Here is a 19,597-nt window from a genome sequence, read left to right as displayed (position 1 = left end):
AGGCTAAGCTCCATCTGCTTCAAAATTGAATTTAGAAATACTAACATTGTTAGAGTTAGTGTCATTACAGGTGCTACTTACAACAACTTGGGTATCATTTTGCAGGATGATTGAAGTAAACACATGTGTACTGACACATTGGCTTGCTTCATAAAAGCCGGCACCACTGGCTCCAAACGTATTATCCAAAGTACCGTCAGTTAAAATGCGCGCTAACATGCCTTTATTGTTAGCCTTGCCTGCTAAAATAAGTTGATTGCTGCTATCTAGCGCTGCACCACTTAGCTCAGTGTTACCGGTTGAGGCCAAAGTATATTCACCGACACCATTTGCGGCAAAGCTAGTATCAAGCGTACCCGTAACAAGCAACCTAATAACATTGGCTTTATTTGGCGAATCAATAAGGTTTGCTATTAAATATAACTTACCCGTTGTGTCAGTTAAAATCTGCACTATTTTATTGTCGGTATCTGTAGTTTCTTGACCTACATATTTAAAGATTTCAGTACCGTTTGAGCTCAACTTCAATGCGATTAGCTTTGAAGTGCCACTTAATACAGACTTACCACCAATGAAAATATCTGCATTGTCGGTATGTACGCGGTTATAGTACTCAAAAGCTGAGCCTATGATACTTCCGCCAGTGCCAAAGTTAGGCTCAAGGGTGCCTTCTGGAGTCAACATTATAACGATTGGGCTAGGAGTACCACTTGTTACTATTGACCCGACAGTAATAATGTTACCGCTGTTATCAAGTGCAATATCTGTCAGGTTTACCAATTCTGCGCCACTGACAGAGGTTGTGTATACACCGTCTGTTGCAAATGAAGTGTCTAAATTACCAGACTGTTCAACTTTAGCTATAAAGCCCTCTTCACCGTCAGTTTTGCTTTTAGATCCCACAATAAATAAGCTTCCGCTATTGTGTTCAACCAACGCTATATTAGATGCGCTTAAATCTATGGCAATTTCTTTATGGCCACTTTCGCTAAAGCTAGTATCGATATCACCTGCACTCGTAAAGCGTGTTAATACTAACTTAGTAATTGAGTCCGATTTAGCCGTTGATGCAAGAATGTACTTACCGGCATGAGGGTCATTGCTAAGTTGTAAAACGTGCATTGATTGATCGTCAGATTCTGCGCTTATAGTATCAAAAGCAAGATAACCAACGTCTGCAAAGTTGGTAAATAATGTGGCTTGCTCGTCAACTGCAGCAACAAATGGTTTGGTGGTTGAGTCGTCAACAACACCCGATATCCATACAGTATCATTAGCATCTATAGTTGCTGATTTGGCAAATTGTTTTCCATTGATATCTGAAATGATATTAATACCTGATGCACCATAAGTACTATCAAGTGAGCCGTCTGAAGTTAAAATACGGGCAGAAAATAACTTTTCGTTAGCTGAAACACCGGTAGTGCCAGATAACGTAATTCCATTTTTAATTGGCTCGTATTTTACGCCTGTTACGTTCGCGCCACCATTACCTGCACCACCGTTACCATCAATATCGTAAATAGCAGTACCTGCATCACCAAAACTCGTTATAAGAGTACCCGTTTTATCAATAGCCAAAACCACGGCTTCTTTTTCACCACTGTTACGAGTTATGTAACCACCTGCAAAAGCTGTAAATTCGGTGTTTTTAGCGCCGCCAATTGCAAATAATTCGTCATCTTTATTATTCTCAGACAAGTCGAACGATAATGCTGCGCTACCATTAAAGCTTCCATTGTTTTCACCATCAGAAATTAAATAACGAATAAGTACGTCTTTATCACCAGTTGCACTTGTGACACTGCCAACAACCATAAGATCAGAGCTATTAAAGTTTTTAATAGCAAACGCTTCGTCATCTCTACTAGCGCCGCTCACATCGACAATTTTAGGGCTTCCGGCTTCATAAGCGAGCGTAGATATGTCGTATTTTATCCATAAGCTATCGTTGTCGTTACCATTAAATGACTTACCAACAGCCTGAATTTTATTGTCGCTAAATTCAAGGTCATTAATCACGAGGGTGCTTGCTAATGCGGTACAGTGAATACCTGAATTATTATCTCCAGAGTTATTACTTAATACGCCAGCGGTATTCATTTTCAACAAACATGCTTCGGTATTTGTGCCATCAAAACTAGTGTAAGCAACAAAGAGGCTTGTACCATCAGAGATAATAGCAGTTGCTTCTTCATCATTTTCTAAATCTAATACCTTAACGCCATCACTGTTAAATGCTGTATTTATCACACCACTCGTTGTATAGGATGCAATAACAATATCTTTGTCGCTGTTATTACTAAAACCTACAAAGTAAAGGTTATTATTTAGCTCAATACTGTCATTAAATTCACCACTTGAAAAAACACCCGAAAGCTCAAGTTCACCTGTTATAGGGCGACCAAATGTTTCATCTTCAACAGGAACTAGAGGCTCCGCATCATCAGTGACATCAATTATTATATCAATAGTAGTTGTTTCGTTAGGCGTACCATCGTCAGTAATAGCTAGGCTCAATATGTACTGAGGAGTTGTTTCAAAATCAAACGGGCTTTCACCTTTTACAGTTAATAAGCCAGAATCATTATTTATTTCGAATATGGGGGCACCACTGAGCAGGGTGTAACTTAAATTTTGGTTCTCAATGTCTGAGGCACTAACAGTCCCAATAGTGTCACCATCGGTTGCGTTTTCGCTAATATTAAAACCTTGGTTTGACGCAACTGGAGCATCGTTAATAGGAGTAATCGTAATTGATAAACTACCAGTATCTGTAGCGTTATTCCCATCATTTACAGTATAACTGACAACAACAATACCGTTGGTATTTGCAGCCGGTGTGTACTGTAGTTTGTTATCGACAACGGATACTGAACCGCTATCGACTGACGCTGCTGTTATGCTTAGGCTATCACTATCCGCGTCTGTATCATTAACCAGCACATCAATGAGTAGCGGTGCTGCATCTTCATCCATCGTTGCCGTGTCAGCATTTGCAATGGGTTCATCGTTTACAGGTGTAATAGTGATAGTTAACGTTGCTGTACTGGCGCCGCCATTGCTATCGCTTACAGTATAAGTAACTGTTGCTAAGCCGTTGTCGTCGGCTGCCGGTGTATATTGAATTTGATTGCCAACCACTGATACAGAGCCAATATCAGCTGATGCTGTGCTTATGGCAAGGCTGTCGCCATCTTCATCAGAGTCATTGGCTAATACGTTTATCAGTATTGGCGCTGCATCTTCAGCCATAGTTGCTGTGTCAGTATTTGCTATTGGAGCATCGTTTACAGGTGTAATAGTGATAGTTAACGTTGTTGTACTGGCACCACCGCTGCTATCGCTTACAGTATAAGTAACTGTTGCTACGCCGTTGTCGTCGGCTGCCGGTGTATATTGAATTTGATTGCCAACCACTGATACAGAGCCAGTATCTGCCGAGGCAGTACTGATAGTGAGGCTATCACCATCCACGTCAGAGTCATTTGCCAATACGTTTATTAGTATTGGCGCTGCATCTTCATCTATTGTAGCTGAGTCAGCGTTTGCAATTGGAGTATCATTTATTGGTAGTATAGTAATTGTTAAGTTAGTAGTTGCAGTACCGCCGCTTCCATCACTTATTGTGTAGTTAATAATTGCTGTTCCATTTGTATTAGCAACAGGAGTGTATTGAATTTTATTATCAACAACAGATGCAGAACCAATATCTGCGGTAGCAGCTGTTATTTCAAGAATATCGCCATCAATATCGGAGTCGTTAGCTAATACGTTAACTAATACCGCAGGGGCATCTTCGTTCATCGTTGCTGAATCAGCATTTGCAGTAGGGTCATCATTAACGGATGTAACGGTAATAGTCACACTTGCTGTTCTATCGTTTATACCTTCATTACCAACACTATAGCCATCAGTAATAGTGTAAGTTAGTACTATCTCACCTGAAAAGTTTGCTGGTGGGGTAAACTGTATTTTTCCGGCGACAATAGTCGCTTCACCAGCAGTATTTTCTATGTTCGAAATACTAATCGTATCGCCATCTGCATCAATGTCGTTAACTAGCACGTCTAATAAAGATGCAGAGCTGTCTTCGTCTAACGTAAATTGATCGTTATTGGCTTCTGGAAAAGTATTAACGCCGCTTTCACTTAATGTTACTTGAGCTGTAGCAGTTAAGCCTTGCTCATTTGAAATTGAATAAGTAAAGCTATCTACACCAATAAAACCTAAGTCTGGCTGATAGGTAAACGAGCCATCAGCATTTAATGTAAGTTCGCCATTTTGAGTTGTATTAATTGCCGTGGTATTAACCGATAAATCACCAGCCTCAATATTAAAGTCGTTAATTAACAAGCCATTTTGTACTGTTACTTCAAATAGTTTATTTTTGCTAAATTGATAGGCATCATTTTGTGCAACAGGGTTATCGGGTTCGCTGTTTATTACTAAAGTTACTGTGGCTGTAGAGGTTGCACCTAATGAGTCTATAGCTTGGTATTGAAATTGATCAACACCATTAAAATTAGCATCCGGCACATAACTAAAGCTGCCATCAGTTGCTAATAATAGTTGGCCATGTGTGGGTGCCACCATAAACGTTTCATCAACTGAAAAATTGTCATTATTTGGGTCAGTATCGTTACTAAGCACACCATTGGCAGCTGTAACCACAAGTGTTTCATCTTCGCTTAAACTATAGCTATCATTGTTTGTTACAGGGGCTATGTTAGTGTTTGAACTTACAATGGTTACATTTGCAATAGCCTGAGCACCTTGTGCATCAACAACCCTGTACTGAAAGCTGTCTTGGCCTTGCATATTTTGCTCGCCTTGGTATTCAAAGCCACCATTATCAAAAAGGGTTAATTGCCCTCTTGTTGGTTCGCTAACCGGCGTTGTATCAACAGTTAAGTCATCTAAGTCTATATCGCTATCGTTTATAAGTAAGCCTGGCGATAGGACAACTAAGGTTCCATTGTTTGTAACGCTGTAAGTATTATCAAGCGCAATAGGAGCGTCGTTAACAGCTAAAATGGTTATCTCTACAACTGCGGTATCTGTCATACCTAGCTCGTTAGCAACTTGATAGCTAAAGGCATCTTCACCATTAAAGTTTGCAATAGGGATATAAGTAAAATCCCCATTTTCATTTATATTAAGAGTGCCATGCTGCGGTAGAATTAATGCATCTGCATTTACACGTAAATCGCCACTGTATTGATTCGTATCATTTGTTAGTACGTTACCTTGCAGAGTTTGATCTTCACTTATCTGAAACTGATCGGCATTTGCCTCTGGTGCAAATGCAAGCTCTCCACCCACTGGCGCTATGTTTATTATATTAGCAAAACCACTTTCACCACTGCCATCAACACCGGTAATAAGTACTTGATAACTTTTATCTGTAAGTGACTCGGTAATGCTTAATGCAGTATCTTGAATACTTAAAAATTGTTGCCCATTCTCTAATTCATTAATATTAGTAGATGAGACTCCAGCTTGAGTTGCAATATAAACGTTGTAACGATTAAGCTCGGGGTTAGCTTGCCACGAAAGATTAATATTATCTTCGTCTCGTTGTGCTGTAACACCTTCAATTTGATATGGTTGCCAGTTAAAAGTGATTGCATCAGCAAGTACTTGATTATTTAAAGTGTCAGTTATCCATATTTCAAGGCGTATTTCCCCTGGAGTTACGCCATAAAGCGCAGGGCTGAGGCCTATAATTGACTTTTCGTAGCCAACACCACAATCAGAAGAACAAAGTGATATGCTTTTATTAACGCTAGGGAGTACTAAATTAACTTCAGCAATGCCATCAGTATCCGAAGCTTCAAGTAAAAAAGAAACATTACCTTGTACTGTGTCGTTTGTTTGTGAAAAAACAATATCAGCGCGAGTATTTGCTAAACTTGCTCCAACAACACCTCTACTTGAAGTGACAGCACCTAAAACTTTTGTACTCTTGGTTTGATTACTCGCTATAACACCAGCCAAATTTATATAGCTAGTCACCGTTGGCGGTATTACTTCAGCCGTAGGTGATTGTATTGCTTCTTGAGTGGGGCTTTCTTCTGAGCCTCCACAGGCACTTAACAAAAACACCATAGAACCAAGCAAAAATATATTTTTTGCTGTCATTTTAAATACTCCATAATAAAAGCTTTGTATCCAATGTGTTTATGGTTCTAATTTAAAAGAGCCGCTAGCATTTACATCAGGATTATTTATTTCGTTAAGATTAAAGTTGCCAGTAATATTGTCTAAGTCATTCAAAAATATTGCATCAACATCGCCCTCGGCTTTATTGTTACCATGGGATGCAAATGTAACGGCCAGTTCAAGTTCGCTTAAATTTATTAAGCCGCTGTAAGCTGCATACCATTTTCCACCGGCGTCATTAAAACTAATTTCGCCATCAGGCACGGTGCCATTATCAAAATCAACTGCCATAGTCATAGCAAAGTCAGTAACAGCACCCACACTCGAATTTACATTAAAGTTTGATGCCTCATAGTTAAATACACCTTGGCGCTGAGCTATTTGATCGACTAAAGATGCGCTGCTAACAGTTTGAAATTGTTGTTCAGAATATATATCCATAACACCTGTATCTGCTTCAAAAGCATTTACTTCAACTTCAGTTACCGATGCTTGCTCAGTTTCTTCTTCGTTGTCGTCTTTAGGATCAATTGCTACTATATTTTGATCAAATACACGTGCCGCACGTGTCGTTTTAAATACTTCACCAGTGGCTGTAATTTGTGCAAACGAAAATGCCTCGTTATCACCCAAAGAAACCACGTTATTATTTTCTAACGTTAAATCTATTGCGCCATCCCATACCGCTAAAAATACATCGCCTTTAACCAGCTGAACTTCAAAATGCGTTCCGCGTATACCAATAGAGCCTACGGGAGTTTTTACACTATAAGAGCCGCCATTTTTTTTAATTACGCCGGAAATAGATCGCAAACCGCCTTTAAGTAACTCAATAGAAGCAGAGCCTTGTTGGGTATTGTCATTAAATTCGTAGTTAGCAATATTTAATTCTGAGTTTTCTTTTAAGGCAATTAAACCACCATCCAACATCGAAAATTGCGCTTTGCTTTTCTCTCCAGTCGTAATGCGATCTACGCCAAAAACAGTATCTCTGCGCTGCAATTGTCGTTGTTGTTCATTGCTTCCATCAAGCGCGAGTACAGAGCCTCGTGCTAAAATAGTTTTACCTGCAGGGTCGTTTGCTTGTGTATAAAAACTTACACAAAGTAAAGTGGTAATTACAGGGAGTAAATGTTTCATAAATACCTTAAATTAAAATGAGTAAGAAGCGCTTAAATTGATATCTAAACGGTCATATTCGAATAAAGAAATATTACTGGATTTATCTTGATAGTTGGCAGCCAACTGTATGGCTAAATCGCGATTAACTAAGTAGCGAACAGAAGTTGAGAACATAAAGAGGTTATCGGCACGTTCTTGTAAAAATAAAGGGTGATCATCTTTATAATTAATCCATTGGTATCCAGCAAGAGATAACAACTGCCAATGTTGAGCCAACTGAGTATTCACTTGGTAGTACAAGCTCGTAATATTACGGCTATTAAATTCACCTTCAGTAATGTCCGCTTCCTCGCTTTTAGCGTTAATGCTTAAGCTTTGAAACCAATTTTTAGCTGCATAGCTAGCACCTGCATTCATCGCATAAAATGAGTTATCGAGCTTTTCATCAAATCTATTGTTTAAAACACCCGCAGTCAAAGAGCTAAATAAATTAACTTGCATATTTAGCGTAAAATTAGCTCCGACCGTTAAAGCTGATTCAGTACGATAAAGTTCACCGTCAAGCATCAGCGGAGTGGTAGCAACTCGTGCAAACCAACTTATGTCATTTTGTTTATATTGATAGGCGGCATTAATATGCGCATTTATACGATCGTATTGACTGAGTTCTTCAAACTTGTACCACCCAGTATCAATACTTAAAGTGATTAAGCTTTTTTGATCAATAGGGTGAGAGTACTTTCCTCTGTAATTAAGTCGTGCATAGTTGTCCTGCGTACTTTTACTTTCTGGCGATAACAAAAACTCACCAATATTAGGAATTATAATCGTATTTTCTGCAGTCCCTGCGTTTACGTTGCCATCTACGCCAAGGGCAAGCTCAATATTTTGTTTATAAGAGCGTCCAGCCTCTTGTTGCTTAAGTGCAGCAGTTTCTAGCAATGACTGTGCTGAAGACTTTATATTATTAGGTGTGTCAGGTGAGTTAATTAGTATTAAAGCTTGAGTATCGGCAGCAGGTAAATTATTAACTGTTAAATAAGCGCGAACTAAGTATAAGCGAGCTTCATACCATCTAGGATTATTTTCAACCACGCGTTCAAAGGCAAATACAGCTGGCGCCGCATGCCCTGTTTTAAGTGCACTGACCCCTAATAAAAAGTCGTATACGGGTTCGCCTAGGTACTGATATTCGCTATTACTTTTTTGATAAGCCTGAGTGTATTTTTTTTCAGAAACTAATTTTTGAAGCTCAATCAATAGCTTATTGAATTCATCATTGCTTTGAGCCAATGAGTTAAAGCTCATTACAGCTAAACAACTACACAGTAAATTTCCTAAAACCTGTTTAATCATGCTTAATTTTATATCCCAGTAGAAGTTTGATGTTTTGTAAAAAGTGATGCCGACATTAGAAACCTACCACTTTTTGTAGCTAAGTATAGTTAATACAGTCACATTGGTTAATTAATTGTAGATAAGTAACGAGTTATACCAATCCGCGATAATACTTAATCATTTTGCGAGGCTAAACGTGTCGCTACCTGTGTTAAAAAATTCTCATTTACGACTGCATGAATGCAGAAGGTAGAGCAATGCAGGAGCAATTGCCGAGAACAACTAAATAGCAAATTTTTTGCCAAGCTATCAACATGTTTTTCTATCCTCAAAATAGATCACTTAATTAAGCGAATTGATATAAATACTTGTTTATTAAATATTATTACTAATTAGGGCGTGTTGATCTTTGTGGATTGAAATTTTTTATCTAGGGATGATTTAATCGCTGCGTGAGATTTGTAAATTAGTGGGTTTAACTAGAGTATTAATAATTGTGTTGCAAGGTTAATATAGTAAGAGGTTTTAGAATTTATATAATAGGATAATTAATAAGGTATAAATATGAGGCTTTCTAGGAAAAAAGTGGGGCGATTGACGGGGCTTGAACCCGCGACAACCGGAATCACAATCCGGGGCTCTACCAACTGAGCTACAACCGCCACTACACACACCTTGTTTGGTGTGGCGCGCATAATACATAAAATAATAATTGTTGTGAAGCCCAAAAGTGAAATAAATTAAAATAATTTAAATCAGGCAAATATAATTAGTATTTAGTCGTTAATATTTTTTCAAGGTAGGCTATGTTTTATCGCATAAATACCTCTAAAAAATCGAATATACTTGCATTTAATAGTATTAATTCATTATTTCATGAGAATAAATTGTAAATTAATGTATAATAATGCCCGAAAACGCTTAATAAAAAACATTTGGAGTAAATATGGATTCAGTACTTAATTGGCTTAACGATAACTCAGGCCTAATTTTACACTACGGTATACAAGCAGTTGTTGCGCTTGTTATCTTTTTACTTGGTAGTCGTGTTGCTAAGTTTTGTTCTAACTTAACTGAAAAAGGTTTTGCTAAAAAGAAAGTAGATAAAGCTGTCGGTTCATTTGTTTCAAGTATTGTGTACACACTTGTATTTGCTGTAACTATTTTAATGGCACTTTCGCAAATTGGCATTGAAACAACTTCGTTCATTGCTATTTTAGGTGCTGCCGGTTTAGCTGTTGGTTTAGCATTGCAAGGTTCATTATCTAACTTCGCATCAGGCGTACTAATTATTTTACTTCGTCCATTTAAGTCTGGTGACTTTGTTGAAGCAGGTAATAAAATGGGTACGGTTAAAAAAATCGAAATATTCTCAACTGAACTACGTACTCCAGATAATAAAGTAATTATCGTGCCAAACTCTCAAATAATGTCTGGTGCTATTACTAACTTCTCACGAGAGTCTACTCGTCGTATCGATTTAGTTATTGGTGTTGGCTACGATGCTGATTTACGTCACGCAAAAGAAGTATTAAAATCTGTATTAGATGCAGAAACACGCATACTTAAAGATCCAGCTTACAATGTATCTGTAAATGAGTTAGGCGATTCAAGTGTTAACTTTATTGTTCGTCCTTGGGTTAACGCTGCTGATTATTGGCCTACTTACTGGTCATTAATGGAAAATATTAAAATCGCATTAGATGATGCAGATATTACTATCCCATTTCCACAAATGGATGTTCACTTTCACAAGCAAGACTAATTTTAAATAGTTATTTAATTAAAGTTATCTTTAATTGTTATAGTGCTAAAGAGCTATTAAACATAAAATTTTCATGCGGTATTTGCTGCATGAAAATTTTTTACATTATTACTTAGCTGTTTAGCTTGCTCTAACAAGTAATGCTTTAATAAAATAGATGTACATTTATACAAAGGTTATTTTTTAATGAAATTAAAGCTTTTATCAGTTTTAGTTGCGGCTTCTGCTGCAACAAACGCATTTGCTGCAGACGCAGAACAAAGAACATGGGAAGTTACCAGTGAATTAGGTGCTATTGTCACAAGTGGTAATACAGAAACGACCACACTTAAAGGTGGCATTAAAGTTCAGCACAACCTTGAACACTGGAACAACGAATACAAGCTAGACGGCATCTACAAAGAAGATGAAGTTGAAGATGCTAATGGTGACAAAAACAAGCAGCGCACTAACGAGAAGTATTCAATTTCTGCACAAGGTAATTACAAATTAAATGAAGATCATTCTCATTTATTCATTTATGGTTCACACGTTTCAGATTATTTTGGAGCGTATAGAAGTGAGTCAGTAATTTCTGCAGGTTACGGTTTACGTTTATTAAACGAAAAAACTATGTGGCTAAGTGCTGAAATTGGTCCTGGTTATAAATACTTTGAATACCCAGATGACAGCACTGAAGTTGATGACAACGGTAACTCTCTTGCTGGTGAATTTGAAGGCGAAGTAATTGCCTTAGGTAAGCTAGATTACAACTGGCAAATTTCTGAGAATGCACGTTTTACTCAATTAGTTGCTGTTGAGTACGGTGATACAAACACTAAAACCCGTTCTGAAACTGCATTACTTGCAAAAATAAACGGCTCGTTACAAATGAAAGTCGCTTTTAATGTCACTAACAACTCAGATGTTGCTGATGACAAAGAAAGCACTGACACAGAAACGTCATTTACGTTGGTTTACAGTTTTTAACCAATGTAGTTAAGTTAATGACACTAAATTGATAAAAGGGACGAAAGTCCCTTTTTTATTTGCTTAAAATTAAGGTATTATAGCGGCCAATTTTGGTTGTAGACCTAGGGATATACCTACTCGTGAAAGTTTTTACACAATTAATTAGTGCTTTTATTCTACTTTGTAGTTTTAGTGCTTTGGCTTTTACGCCAACAGCGTCTCAAATTGAGCAATTTAAAAAGTTACCGAAAGCTCAGCAAGAAGCTCTCGCAAAACAGTATGGTGTTGATATATCAACGATCACTGGTACAAACCAATCTAATAATCAAAATAATACACAGCAGCAAAGTAGTATTGGTGAGCGTACCGAGCCTGAAAAAGAAGAGCTTACAGATGAAGAGCGCTTTAAACCAAAAATAGACGAACTTAAGCCATATGGCTATGAGTTGTTTGCAGGTGAACCTACTACGTTTATGCCAAGCGAAAATGCCGCAGTACCAGATACATATATTGTGGGCCCTGGCGATCAATTAAAAATAAACTTTTATGGTAAAGAAAGTGACAGTTTTGAAGTTATAGTTGACCGTGAAGGACGTATTAGTATTCCAGATTTAAGCCCTGTAGAAGTGGCCGGTTTAACCTTTTCTGAAATTAAAGAGCTAGTAAAAGTAAAAGTAGAGCAAGAGATTATAGGTGTAAAAGCGTTTGTATCGCTTGATCAGCTTCGTAGCATGCGTATTTTAGTGTTAGGTGAGGCATACAAGCCAGGTAGCTACAGTGTTTCATCATTAACAACTGTTTCGCACGCTTTATTTGTAAGCGGTGGCGTGTCTGAAATTGCTTCACTGCGTAATATAAAAGTGAAGCGCTCGGGTAAAACGGTGGCTAATTTTGACCTTTACGACTTACTTATTAAAGGCGATAGCAGCAACGATATCGTATTAAAACCGGGTGATGTTGTATTTATACCATCAGTTGGCGCTCAAGTAACAGTTGAAGGTGCAGTTAAACGTCCCGCTATTTTTGAACTTAAAAAAGGTGAATCTGCTAAGCAGTTATTAGCAATGGCCGGAGGCCTCAAACCCAATGCATACGCCAAAAGCGCTATTGTAGAGCGCTTTAACTTCGATCGTAAAGAAGTACTCTCAGTCGATTTTTCAAAACCACAAATTGACTATATCCCACAAGATGGCGACCGTATTCGCTTTAATTCAGTTAGCTCGCAATATCAAAATTCAATTAGCTTAATTGGTGCAGTAGCACGTCCGGGTAATTATCAATGGTATCAAGGTAAGCGTATTTCTGATGTTTTAAAATCAGTACGTGGCGACTTGCTTCCACAAGCAGATCTAAGCTACGGCCTAGTTATTCGCGAAATTAATATAAATGGTGACATAGAAGCGCACCAATTTGATGTAGCACAAGCCATTATTAAAAACTCTGAAAACAACCTAGAATTAAAAGCTAATGATAAAATCGTAGTATTTAGCCGTTTCGAAGAAAAAGAGGCTGAAAATTCAGCACTTACTAATATGGCCTTAAGCCAAGAGCAGCAAGAGCAACAGCTTAAGGCTGAGCAATGGCATAAATATCAGCAAAAAGAGTTTGAAAAATACATTGATTTAAAACAAAAGAATGCTGAACTTGAAACTAAATTTGATGGTTATGCTTTATTTAGTCGGCATAATCTTTTAGCACCCATTTTAGCTAAGCTTAAACAACAAGCATCAGTTGATCATGCTGTACAACTTGTTGAAATTGGCGGCAACGTTACGTCCCCTGGGGTTTATCCGTTGATGGTTGGTGGAGATGTACGTGATTTAGTGACTGCTGCAGGTGGGCTGTTAGAGTCAGCCTATCTAAAACAAGCCGAAATCACTCGCATCGTTTCAAGTGACGCCTCTAAGATTGAGCATTTACGCTTAGACCTCGAAAGCGCAATGATAGGTGATTCAAAAAACAATATTACTTTACAAAGCAAAGACAGTATTAACGTATTCGCCATTCCAAATTGGCAAGAAAATGTAAAAGTGGAACTTAAAGGCGAACTAAGGTTTCCGGGCACATACACAATACGCCGCGGCGAAACGCTTACGGAGTTACTCGAACGTGCTGGAGGGTTCTCTGAATTTGCAGAGCAGAAGGCTGCTATTTTTACCCGTGCTTCCATAAAAGAACAAGAACAAAAGCAGCTTGCTCGTTTATCTACAGAATTACGCCGTGATATTGCATCAAAAAGCTTTCAGAACTCTGTAAGCAGTAATTCACTTTCATACGATGAAATGAACAAACTATTAAACGATTTAGCAAGCGTTGAAGCAGTGGGGCGTTTAGTTATCGATTTACCGTTAATTGTCGAAAACAGGCAAAATTTAGTGCTGCAAGATGGCGATACACTTTATGTACCAAGCAAGCGTGATTCAGTCAGCGTAATAGGAGAAGTTAATTACTCTAGCTCTCATTTATATAAAGCAGGCGTAAGTGTTGACGATTATATTGCCCTAAGTGGTGGTCTTAAAGAACGTGCCAATGAAGATAGCATTTATATTATTAAAGCAAATGGCTCGGTTAAAATTCCAAATAAAGGCGGTTGGTTTGCGGTTAATAACTCAGAGCAGTTAGAACCTGGTGATACAATAGTAATACCGATGGATGCAAGCCATATGGATAAGCTAACGCTTTGGAGTACAGCTACGCAGATCCTTTATCAACTTGGTGTGGCAGTTGCTGCTATAGGCAGTCTGTAGTTTTAATAGATAGGCACGAGGAATGAATAGGTACTTGGTTTTAGGTGCGAGGTGCTAGGAAAACATGAAGGCAGAGGCTCTAGTTCCGAGGTACGAGGAAGACCTGGAACCTAAAACTTAAGAGCTCGAAGCGTTTGTTAGTACTTTTATTTACCACAGAGGTAAAGTGAACATAAAAAAGAGCAGTTATTAGCTGTCAGTTTTCAGCAATCTTTTTATTGGTGTAGTGCGCAACACCTCGGTACACTCTGTGGCTCAAAATAATTTAGTAGGCCGGGCTTTATGCCACGCAAAGGTAGCAACGACTTTATGTCGCGTTAAAGTGATTAGGAATACATAGGCACCAGAAAACGCTAAACGAATACCTAGGATCTATTACCTAGAACCCAAACTCCATTGAGAAAAATATGAACAACCCAAGCACACAACAAAGTACAATACCAAGCAACACATATAACCATCACATCGCCGACGACGAAGTTGATATACGCGAACTCTTTGCAGTTATTTGGCAAGGTAAGTGGATAATAGCCGCAGTAACTATTTTGTTTGCAATTGCATCTGTTTTTTATGCCATTAATCAACCTAATATTTACAAATCAGAAATATTGCTGGCACCGGCTGAACAAGAAGGTTCAAGTGGATTAGCTGGGTTAGCGGGTCAATTCGGTGGCTTAGCAAGCTTAGCAGGGGTTAATTTAGGCAGTGGTTCAAGTAATAAAGCTCAACTAGCTATTGAGGTATTGAAGTCACGAAAGTTTATTAGTGGTTTTGTTGAAAAACACGAAATACTACCAGACTTAATGGCAGCTAAGTCATGGGATATGCAAGAGAACAAAGTAATCTATGATAATGAGCTATACGATGCTGAAAATAATAAATGGTTGCGAGAAGTACAAGCTCCTTATAAACCTAAGCCATCAATGCAAGAAGCTTATAAAGAGTTTATTGAGGTTATAAGTACCAATACAGATAAAGAAACAGGCATGGTGGAAATCTCAGCAGAGCATGTCTCACCTTATGTCGCTCAGCAATGGGTCGAATGGTTAGTGGCTGATATTAATAAAACAATGAAGTCACGAGACGTAATCGAAGCCAAAAAAAGCACCGACTTCTTAACCAAACAAATTCAGCAAACAAAGGTTGCTGATATTCGCAGTGTTCTTTACAAACTAGTAGAAGAGCAAGCTAAAACAATTATGTTTGCGAATGTACGTGATGAATACGTATTTAAAACGATTGATCCGGCATTAGTACCAGAAGAAAAATTTAAACCGAGCAGAGCACTGATTGTTATTCTGGGAACTTTACTAGGCGGTATCCTAAGTGTCTTATGTTTGCTTATAAAAGAGTTTACCAATAAAAAGAACAAGTGTTGATATGCACTATGTATAAGAATACTTGGATTAAAATACAATGAAACTCGAACTTAGCAACGTAAGCATGATGCTAAATGATTCGGCAAAATTAAAATTAGCACAAATAGTCACACCGTTTTTTAGGGTGTTCTTTGCCTTTATTTTAATACCCATTCATCCTGAAGGGACTCAGGTATTAAATGTATTTATTTTTTCAGAAATGTTATCAGCAATTGCTGTAATGGGAAGAAATACTTTAATAGCGTCAGGTTATAACCATGACTACTTAAGTCGCTACCTAGATGTTTTGCTAATTTTGTTCAGTGTAGTCATTTTATTTTTCGTATTGTCTACAGCAGATCAGCTTTTGCTCATCCCTTCTATAGTGGTAACCACAGTGGGGTTATGGGCACTGAATATATTTTCTTCTTACTGTTTAAGACATCGAAAATATGCTTTTTTGTTCATAACTATTTTCAGTAGTTATGTCATTGCATCACTAAGTATTTATGCAAACGAACTAGTAGCAATCATTTTTTTTGCTGTATATATATTTTCGGAACTGCTACTACCTAGATTCGACACCGTCATAAAAAGCCGCTTTTCTTGTGGAGCATCTTCCATGTTGAGCTTAATAACTCAAAAGATTGATATGCAATTAGCGGTGCTTTTATTTGGTAGTTTGATTTCCGATGAAATATTTAAGCTAAACGCACTATTTATGCCTTTAGCTATATTAGTGAGGATATTTTCGAATACGGCATTAATTACCGGTAAAGAGCACTTTGTAATTGGGCCCAAATATATCTTTGTTTGTAGTTTTATCGGTGTGTTATACACGGCAGCAATCACTACGGTTTTGTCGTTATTTGATGTGAAAGTTTTAAACGATGTCACTTCATTTTTAATCATTTTAGCCAGTGTTGCACTTGCTTTGTTTAATATACCGTTTCGTGAAAAAATAAGTTCGTTTGCTAACGCGGGTAACTTCACGCCACTATTATGGTTATCTATTTTAGGATTTATACCATTTGTTGGTTTAGCAATAATGTACTTTTTTGACGTTCAAATAGGAATGGTTGCCTTCCTATTTACAGCATACTTGATGCCTAGGGTTTTAATGTTTGGCTATGGTTTTTTTTTACACACAGAAAATAAAAGGAAAGTAAGTGATAAGATTTATTGATTTTCTATCTTACAATGCTTCACATGTAAACTTTAACTCTTGTATTTTAAATAATTGCAAAATTGATGATATTCACTTAAGTGCAGAGTCAAAACATATAGAATATGTTAAAGATAAACTCAATAAGCAAATTAAATCAACTTCCTTTGTAAAAGGGCGTGCATGGAAGCTGCTTCGAGATTTTTACTTCTTATGTGAGTTGTTTAAAGTTAAAGGCACCATTAAAAGCAAAGAGCCCCAGTTGGTTATTTTAGGGGCAACAGGCACTCAGTTGTTCATACTTGCGTTCTTTTTGTGCTTGTTTCCAAGTAAAAGGCAAGCAATTAGATTGTTTTTTCATAGTGAATTAGAGTTTTTTGATTCTAAAAAAGGGATCAATAAGTACTTTGCAAAGCTCGCCGTTAAAAGTATGAAGCTTTGTAATATGATTAATACTGCGGTTCTTAGCTCACATATAAAAAAGAATATGGTTGCTGAATCGAATGACTACGAGTCTGTTCATTTAGTTAGACACCCTATGCCGCAATTTACAGAGGCGCTTTTTAAAAAGCTGAGCTCAAATGTAATGGATAAAGCCAATCTACAGCTGGCCGTTATCGGGCTGCTAAGAGGGGATACCAAAAACTTAGATCAAGCTGCTGCTCTACGACAATTAACTAATGTAAATGTTAACTTTTTTGGCCGATTAGGCCCCGATTCTAGCCATATTAAGTTAACTGAGAGCTGTCAAGTTCTTAACGAGCACTATTCAGATGAATGGCTTCGGAACTGTATAAAAGACGTTGATTTTTTATTATTAAGCCCAGCTAAAAACGCATATAGATTTACAGCTTTAGGCACAGTTTCAGATTCAGTGCTGTTTTCGAAGCCGTTAATATGGGAAAAACACGAAGCGATACAAGATTACGAATCGTACCCGTTAGCGTGTGTTTATCATAACGTAGCTGACTTTAATGAAAGTTTAGATAAATTTGAGTTCCCTAACTTTAATGTAGTTAGTAAATGGCTCGAAGAGTGGAATGAACTGTCAAAAGTAGAACTCCAGCAATTTCTAATCAACGGAAGTCGTGTATGAAGTTTGTGAGAAAAATGCTTGGGATGATCAAGGTATTCATATTTAACCTAAAATATCAGAACAGGTTTAAAAATCAGGAGTTTCACTACTCATTTGTATGTGACAACCACAAAGGGCTTACTTTTGGTAAACGCGTTTATATAGGCCCTTATTGTCATTTCGACGCTAAGGGTGAAATTGAACTGCAAGATTTTTGCATTATTGCTCCTCACGTCAAAATATGGAGCTATAACCATGATTTTAAAGATGAAATGGTTCCTTATGGGAAGAAAGATATTTTTAAAAAAGTGGTGGTCGGTAAGGGTAGTTGGATAGGACTAGGTGCCACGATATTACCTGGAACCGTTATTGGTAAAGGGTGTGTGATTGGTGCAGGCTCGATTGTTTCTGGGGTCATTCCAGATTTCTCAATGGTTAGGCCTAACTACAGCCAACATGAACCATTAACAGTAAGTAAAAATGAAAACCTATATAGACGAGAAATATAAATGTTGTATGTTAAATCACTAAAAAACAAAGTAAACTTTTTTTCAAGTTTTCAAAAAGCTAAAAATAACAATGTTTATGTCGGTTATTTAGGTCGTAATAACTATGGTGACGATTTATTATTTGATATTCATGAAAAAATCAATGCAGACCGTTACCTAGCGTGTTTAGACACCTTTAAATTTCAACAGTCGAGCCCACTTAACAACTTAGTTTTAGGCGGCGGCACTATTATTAATGGTGAAATTTATTTAAATGCGCTGAAGAAATTTGGAAAAAGCCCAAGTTATACATTTTGTTCAGGAGTGATCGGCGACAAACTCTCTACTGAGTGGGTTAAAACACTAGAAAATACAAACGTATACACACGCTCTGAAGAAAGCGCAAAGAAGTGCATTAAATCAGGTGTTGACGCTCAGGCACTAGTCGATCCAGGTGCCTTTACCTCGCTGTTGTACCCGGTAAAAAACCAAAAAGCACAAGACCAAGTAACTGTTACTGTGTGTCCGCATGGTAAGCATTCCTCTTTTCAGTACTACCAAAACTTAATTCAGTCTATTCAAAAAATTAGCAACAGCAGCGTTATATTATTTGCTGCTAGTTTTGAAGATCTTCCCTTGTGTAACAAGTTAAGCCAAACAGCTAATTGCAAAGTAGTGGCAGGTTGGAAAGATATTGGTTTATCTAACCAAATCATCGGTACTTCTAATTTAGTTATTTCTACGCGATTACACCCATCGGTGGTGGCTGCTAGTTATGGCGTACCATTCTTTATGATTAGCTATGAGAAAAAACAGCAAGAGTTTTTAAACAGTATTGGTGCAGATAATAAGCTCTATAACGAAAAAGATGATATTACAGGCCTGCTAGAGAAAAGTATTGGTGATAATACATTAATCGCTGGCATGAGCGAGTGGCAAAAAAAATATCCTGATTTTTTAACAAAGTTTAGTAAGTAATAGCCACTTCATCATGAAACTATTTTTCTGTATTAGTAGTGTATTGGTTTTTTCGCTTATAACTTTGTTTGGTTTTAGCGCCCTTTATATTCCAACACTACTAGTATTAATATTGGTATCAATTAACTATAAGTATTTTTGGTTAGTTGTTGCGCCAACTTTAATTATTCAGTCCGGTTTTGAAAAAACGGTATATTATGATCGCGATTTAAGCTTTTATAGCTTATTTGATATTTCGTTGATCCCTGACTTATGGTTAGTCGTATTTACCGTGCGCTCGGCGGCGTATATATTTTCGATGAGCTCTACTGAACTCCCTAAAATTAGTAAAAAAACCGTTTTATTAGTCTGTTACATGTGTTTATCGCTAGTAATAGGCACACTCTGCTTTGTTGACTTTAATCAACAACTTCATACTTTTAATAAAGCTCCGATTAAGTTTACG

General features: G+C 37.4%; 11 protein-coding genes and 1 tRNA gene. 8 read left to right on the top strand and 4 right to left on the bottom strand.

Annotated features, from left to right (window positions below):
• Positions 1-3: 3 nt before the first annotated feature.
• From I6E69_RS01420 to I6E69_RS01405, 4 genes are all read right to left on the bottom strand, one after another.
• The gene (locus I6E69_RS01420) at positions 4-6,144 is read right to left on the bottom strand and encodes an Ig-like domain-containing protein (protein ID WP_197120428.1); all 6,141 of its coding nucleotides are present in this window, start codon (positions 6,142-6,144) and stop codon (positions 4-6) included.
• 39 nt (positions 6,145-6,183) lie between these two features.
• A complete protein-coding gene (locus tag I6E69_RS01415) occupies positions 6,184-7,305 on the bottom strand; it encodes a FecR domain-containing protein (protein ID WP_197120427.1) in 1,122 nt (373 codons plus the stop codon).
• Between the two features lie 12 nt (positions 7,306-7,317).
• Positions 7,318-8,643 carry a surface lipoprotein assembly modifier gene (locus I6E69_RS01410; RefSeq protein ID WP_197120426.1) on the bottom strand — a complete coding sequence of 442 codons (1,326 nt, stop codon included), beginning with the start codon at positions 8,641-8,643 and terminating at the stop codon, positions 7,318-7,320.
• 568 nt (positions 8,644-9,211) lie between these two features.
• Positions 9,212-9,287 (bottom strand) — tRNA-His (locus I6E69_RS01405).
• Between the two features lie 284 nt (positions 9,288-9,571).
• Between I6E69_RS01405 and I6E69_RS01400 the strand changes: the two genes are divergently transcribed.
• The 8 genes from I6E69_RS01400 to I6E69_RS01365 all read left to right on the top strand — a co-directional run bounded on the left by I6E69_RS01400 (position 9,572) and on the right by I6E69_RS01365 (position 19,152).
• Positions 9,572-10,390, top strand: coding sequence for a mechanosensitive ion channel family protein (locus I6E69_RS01400; RefSeq protein WP_002958438.1), 819 nt, complete (start codon positions 9,572-9,574; stop codon positions 10,388-10,390).
• Positions 10,391-10,576: 186 nt separating this feature from the next.
• Positions 10,577-11,359 carry a YdiY family protein gene (locus I6E69_RS01395; RefSeq protein ID WP_024596589.1) on the top strand — a complete coding sequence of 261 codons (783 nt, stop codon included), beginning with the start codon at positions 10,577-10,579 and terminating at the stop codon, positions 11,357-11,359.
• Between the two features lie 122 nt (positions 11,360-11,481).
• Complete coding sequence (locus I6E69_RS01390; protein ID WP_197120425.1) at positions 11,482-14,088, top strand: SLBB domain-containing protein; 2,607 nt, start codon at positions 11,482-11,484, stop codon at positions 14,086-14,088.
• A gap of 407 nt (positions 14,089-14,495) precedes the next feature.
• On the top strand, positions 14,496-15,467 hold the full coding sequence (locus I6E69_RS01385; protein WP_197120424.1) for a Wzz/FepE/Etk N-terminal domain-containing protein: 972 nt from the start codon (positions 14,496-14,498) through the stop codon (positions 15,465-15,467).
• 37 nt (positions 15,468-15,504) lie between these two features.
• Positions 15,505-16,632, top strand: coding sequence for a hypothetical protein (locus I6E69_RS01380; RefSeq protein ID WP_197120423.1), 1,128 nt, complete (start codon positions 15,505-15,507; stop codon positions 16,630-16,632).
• Positions 16,616-17,707 carry a hypothetical protein gene (locus I6E69_RS01375; RefSeq protein ID WP_197120422.1) on the top strand — a complete coding sequence of 364 codons (1,092 nt, stop codon included), beginning with the start codon at positions 16,616-16,618 and terminating at the stop codon, positions 17,705-17,707. Before I6E69_RS01380 ends, I6E69_RS01375 begins: the two co-directional genes overlap by 17 nt.
• The gene (locus I6E69_RS01370) at positions 17,704-18,195 is read left to right on the top strand and encodes an acyltransferase (RefSeq protein WP_197120421.1); all 492 of its coding nucleotides are present in this window, start codon (positions 17,704-17,706) and stop codon (positions 18,193-18,195) included. Before I6E69_RS01375 ends, I6E69_RS01370 begins: the two co-directional genes overlap by 4 nt.
• A complete protein-coding gene (locus I6E69_RS01365) occupies positions 18,196-19,152 on the top strand; it encodes a polysaccharide pyruvyl transferase family protein (RefSeq protein WP_197120420.1) in 957 nt (318 codons plus the stop codon).
• Positions 19,153-19,597: the final 445 nt, after the last annotated feature.

Origin of the sequence: Pseudoalteromonas sp. NZS100, from assembly GCF_015864815.1 — a bacterium.
Taxonomy (GTDB): domain Bacteria; phylum Pseudomonadota; class Gammaproteobacteria; order Enterobacterales; family Alteromonadaceae; genus Pseudoalteromonas; species Pseudoalteromonas distincta.
The sequence above is the reverse complement of the archived record's forward strand: the minus strand, read 5'-3'. Positions and strand labels throughout refer to the sequence as shown.

Bases quoted from the DNA above. Each gene is read 5' to 3' on its own strand.
- I6E69_RS01385 (WP_197120424.1), top strand. From the start codon at position 14,496: ATGAACAACCCAAGCACACAACAAAGTACAATACCAAGCAACACATAT.
- I6E69_RS01420 (WP_197120428.1), bottom strand. From the start codon at position 6,144: ATGACAGCAAAAAATATATTTTTGCTTGGTTCTATGGTGTTTTTGTTA.
- I6E69_RS01395 (WP_024596589.1), top strand. From the start codon at position 10,577: ATGAAATTAAAGCTTTTATCAGTTTTAGTTGCGGCTTCTGCTGCAACA.
- I6E69_RS01380 (WP_197120423.1), top strand. From the start codon at position 15,505: ATGAAACTCGAACTTAGCAACGTAAGCATGATGCTAAATGATTCGGCA.
- I6E69_RS01410 (WP_197120426.1), bottom strand. From the start codon at position 8,643: ATGATTAAACAGGTTTTAGGAAATTTACTGTGTAGTTGTTTAGCTGTA.
- I6E69_RS01400 (WP_002958438.1), top strand. From the start codon at position 9,572: ATGGATTCAGTACTTAATTGGCTTAACGATAACTCAGGCCTAATTTTA.
- I6E69_RS01365 (WP_197120420.1), top strand. From the start codon at position 18,196: ATGTTGTATGTTAAATCACTAAAAAACAAAGTAAACTTTTTTTCAAGT.
- I6E69_RS01370 (WP_197120421.1), top strand. From the start codon at position 17,704: ATGAAGTTTGTGAGAAAAATGCTTGGGATGATCAAGGTATTCATATTT.
- I6E69_RS01415 (WP_197120427.1), bottom strand. From the start codon at position 7,305: ATGAAACATTTACTCCCTGTAATTACCACTTTACTTTGTGTAAGTTTT.